This window comes from Roseicyclus sp., assembly GCF_965662675.1.
Lineage (GTDB): Bacteria > Pseudomonadota > Alphaproteobacteria > Rhodobacterales > Rhodobacteraceae > Roseicyclus.
Genome location: NZ_CBFIIK010000164.1, coordinates 1 through 3,692, shown reverse-complemented (window position 1 = coordinate 3,692; position 3,692 = coordinate 1). Strand labels below are relative to the sequence as shown.

Annotated in this window: 3 protein-coding genes and 1 pseudogene; 3 read left to right on the top strand and 1 reads right to left on the bottom strand. The window is 66.4% G+C overall.

The window, feature by feature from the left end:
• Nucleotides 1–293: pseudogene (locus ACTG4J_RS15025) on the top strand (cobyric acid synthase); the annotation flags it as partial.
• Nucleotides 294–299: 6 nt separating this feature from the next.
• On the opposite strand, the gene ACTG4J_RS15020 reads toward ACTG4J_RS15025, so the two are convergent.
• Nucleotides 300–1,667, bottom strand: coding sequence for a phosphomannomutase (locus ACTG4J_RS15020; protein ID WP_439140545.1), 1,368 nt, complete (start codon nt 1,665–1,667; stop codon nt 300–302).
• Nucleotides 1,668–1,881: 214 nt separating this feature from the next.
• Here ACTG4J_RS15020 and ACTG4J_RS15015 point away from each other — a divergent pair, with 214 nt between their 5' ends.
• Nucleotides 1,882–2,568: a hypothetical protein gene (locus ACTG4J_RS15015; protein WP_439140544.1), complete on the top strand. Its 687-nt coding sequence runs from the start codon at nt 1,882–1,884 to the stop codon at nt 2,566–2,568.
• On the top strand, nt 2,565–3,668 hold the full coding sequence (locus tag ACTG4J_RS15010; protein WP_439140543.1) for an AAA family ATPase: 1,104 nt from the start codon (nt 2,565–2,567) through the stop codon (nt 3,666–3,668). The genes ACTG4J_RS15015 and ACTG4J_RS15010 overlap by 4 nt, the downstream gene beginning before the upstream one ends.
• Nucleotides 3,669–3,692: the final 24 nt, after the last annotated feature.

Sequence of the window (3,692 nt, the reverse complement as noted above, 5' to 3'; positions counted from 1 at the left end):
TCGCGGGTTACGAAATCCATATCGGGCGGACCGACGGGGCCGATTGCGCGCGCCCCTTCGCCCATGTCGATGGCCGCGCTGAAGGGGCCGTCAGCCGCGATGGGCGGGTGCAGGGAAGCTATCTGCACGGCATGTTCCGCAATGATGCCTTTCGCGCCGCATGGCTTGCGGGTTTCGGGGTGGCGGCCGGGGGCACCGCTTACGACACCGAGGTCGAGGCCGCCCTCGATGGTCTTGCCGCGCATATGGAGGCGTATCTGGATGTGGCGGGCCTGTTGGGCGTCGCGCGCTAGGGCGCTTCAGCCCGTGATCAGCGCCCGCATCTCGGTCAGTTTTTCCGCCACCAGATCGGGTTTGCCGCGCGCCTCGATATTCAACCGCAAGAGCGGCTCGGTGTTGGAGGCGCGCAGGTTGAAGCGCCAATCCGCGAAAGCGAGTGAGAGGCCATCGGTTTCGTCGCGCGCCACCGCCAAGGGGGCATAGCGCGCCTCGATCGCCTTGATCACGGCGGCTTGGTCGGCGACGCGGAAATTCACCTCGCCCGAAGAGGGGTAGGACGCGCGCAATTCGGTCAGCAGATCCTTGAGACTTTGGCCCCGGCGGCTGACCAGTTCGATCATCAGCAGCATCGGGATCATGCCGCTGTCGCAGGCCATGAAATCGCGGAAATAGTGATGCGCGCTCATCTCGCCGCCATAGACGGCGCCGGTGTCGCGCATGGTCTGCTTGATGAAGGAATGGCCGCATTTCGACTGGATCGCCTTGCCGCCCAGATCGCGCACGCGGTCTTGCGTGGCCCAGATGACGCGCGGGTCATGGACGATTCTTTGCCCCGGTTCCTTGGCCAAGAACGCCTCGGCCAGAAGCGCCACGACATATTCGCCGGGGACGAACCCGCCCTGATGGTCGAAGAAAAAGCAGCGGTCGAAATCGCCATCCCATGCCACGCCCATATCGGCACCATGTTCCACGACCGGCCCGGCGGTCAGCGGCTGGTTCTCGTCGAGAAGCGGGTTGGGGATGCCCGCCGGAAAGCTGCCATCGGGGGTGTGGTGGATGCGGATGATCTCGATCGGCGCGCTTGCCTCCGTCAGCGCATGGGCCAGCGCGTCGAAGCTGGGACCAGCCGCGCCATGGCCGGCATTGACCAAGAGCTTCATGGGCTTGAGGGCGGAAAGTTCAACGAATTCCATCAGCTTGGCGACATAGGCCGCGCGGGTGGCGCTGGCGTCGGTAATGCGCCCACCGGGGCGGAGGGGCGCGAATTCACCGCTTTCGGCAAGCGCCTTGATCGCGGCCATGCCATCGGCCAACCCGATCGGGGCGGAGCCGCGCTTGACCATCTTCATCCCGTTGTAATCCATCGGATTATGGCTGGCGGTGACGCAGATGCCGCCGCAGGCATCCAGATGGGTGGTGGCGAAATAGGTCTCCTCGGTGCCTGAGAGGCCCAGATCACGCACCTCGACACCCGCATCGATCAGGCCGCGCGCGACGGCGGCGGCCAAGGTTTCCGACGAGGGGCGCACATCGCGGCCCAGCACGACGCGGGCGGCGCCCATCACCTCGGCATAGGCGCGGCCGATGCGATAGGCGATGTCGGCGTTCAACTCGGTCTCGAGGCGGCCGCGGATATCATAGGCCTTGAAGCAAGATAGGGGGGGGATACGCGCCATGGACTTCACCGATCGGAGAACATTTCCCTCCCTCTATCCCATGATGCGGCGCGGCGCAAAGTGCCTGCGCCACGGCCCTTGTCGCCACATGGGCGCGCGGTGGCGCGGGCAGTGGCCTCCGGCGGGGATATTTATGAAACGAAGAAGCGACAGAAAGCGTCGCGCGGGTGGTGCTTTTGGGGATTTGCGGGCTAGCTTCGCGCCCATGTTGATCGTGACCCAAGCCACCATCGCCAATGCGCGCGTTCTGGAGACCCGCTCGCTGCCCAAGAAGTTCTTCGGCCGGGTGCAGCTTGTGCCGAAGGGGGCGGGGCTGGGGCTATGGGCGCGGCTGATTTTCGAGATGCAGCTTTTTCGCTACCTCTCGGCCTTGTTGCCTTTCGTGGTGATCCCGCTTTCGTCGCGTGATCTGGCGCTGCCGGTGACGCAGGCGCCGCTCGCGATGCTGATCGTGATCGCCTTTGTCGAGATGAAGGTGCTGCGCCTGTCGAAGGCGGCGCGCGCGCGCGAGGTAGATGAAGATACGGCGGCGCGGCGGCTTGATGCGTTGAGTTTCCGGGCGCGTGCGGCGCTTCGCAAGATCGCGGCGCGCCACGGCATCGCCGAGGGGGAATTGCGGCTGGTGATCGAGCAATCGGAACTGGCGCGGGTCGCGCCCCTCACGCTGGTCTCGGTGCAATGCGCCCTGCCGCAGCCGCGGCTCTTGGCGCTCGATGCCGCCGACCGCGCCGAACTGGCGGGGCTGTTCGATGCCGCGTTGAGCGAGCGCGATCTATTGGCGGTCAATCACCGCGAGGATCGCTATATCCGCGACATCGCGCAGGAAGCGCGCGCGGTCTCGGCCCATGCGCGGCTGGCCGCCGCCTTGGAAAAACGGGGGGCAGGGGCATGAGCGTGAATGCGACAGTCGTGTCGGCGGGCGAGGCGCTGGCGGTGTTGGAGGCGGGCTGGGCGGCGCAAGCGGCCGGCGGGCTGACCGCAAGCTGGATGCTGCATGGGCGGCCGGGCGTGGGGAAAACCGAAGTGGTCCAGACCCTTGCCGCGCGGATCGGGGCGGAGCTGTACGATCTGCGCCTGACCACGATCGAGCCGCAGGATCTGCGGGGCTTGCCCTATTTCGATCATCAGGCAGCCAAGACGATCTGGTACCGCCCCGAGGATCTGCCCGACACCGACGCGCCCGCCATTCTGTTTCTCGACGAGTTGACAGCCGCCGCCCCCGCGCTTCAGCCCACCGTCTATGGCCTGTTGCAGGAGCGCCGCGTGGGGCGGCATCGCTTGCCCGATAGCGTGATGATCGTGGCGGCGGGCAACCGGGTCGAGGATGGGGCGATCGCCTATGAGATGGGCAGCGCGCTGTCGGATCGGTTGATCCATATGATCGTGCAGGCCAACCCGGAGGATTGGCTGAAGAGCTACGCCATCCCGGCGGGTATTCACGCATCCGTCGCGGCGTTTATCCGCACGCGGCCCGATCTGCTCGAGACGACCGAGGAGAGCTTGCGCCGGGGCCAGATGATCGCCTGCACCCCGCGCAGCTGGACGCGGGTCAGCCGGATCATGGAGGCGATGCAGGATCGCGCGCAACGGCAGGTGATGATCGCGGGCACGGTGGGGGCGGCGGCGGCGGCGGAGTTTGCCCTTCTGGCCGATGAGATCGCCGCCACGGTGCAGATCGCGGCGATGATGGAGACCTCGCGCAAGGATCGCGCGGCGATGTATCCGCGCACGCTGCACGGGCTGACGGCCTTGGTCTATGGGTTGGTGGGGGCGGCAAGCCGCGAAAATCTTGGCATCGCGATCGAGATCTTGGCCGATCTGCGGGGGCTTGGCGGGCCGGGCTTTGGTGGGTTGCCTGTCAATGAATTGGCGACCTTCGGTTTTGAGATGCTGATCGGTCGCGCGTTGGAGCGCGGCTGGGAAGAGGGATTTGCCGATAGCCCCGATTACGCCGCCTATGCCGCCGAGCGGCAGGCGGCGGGCCTGCCGTGAGCGGTCATTCCACCCGCGCTGCCC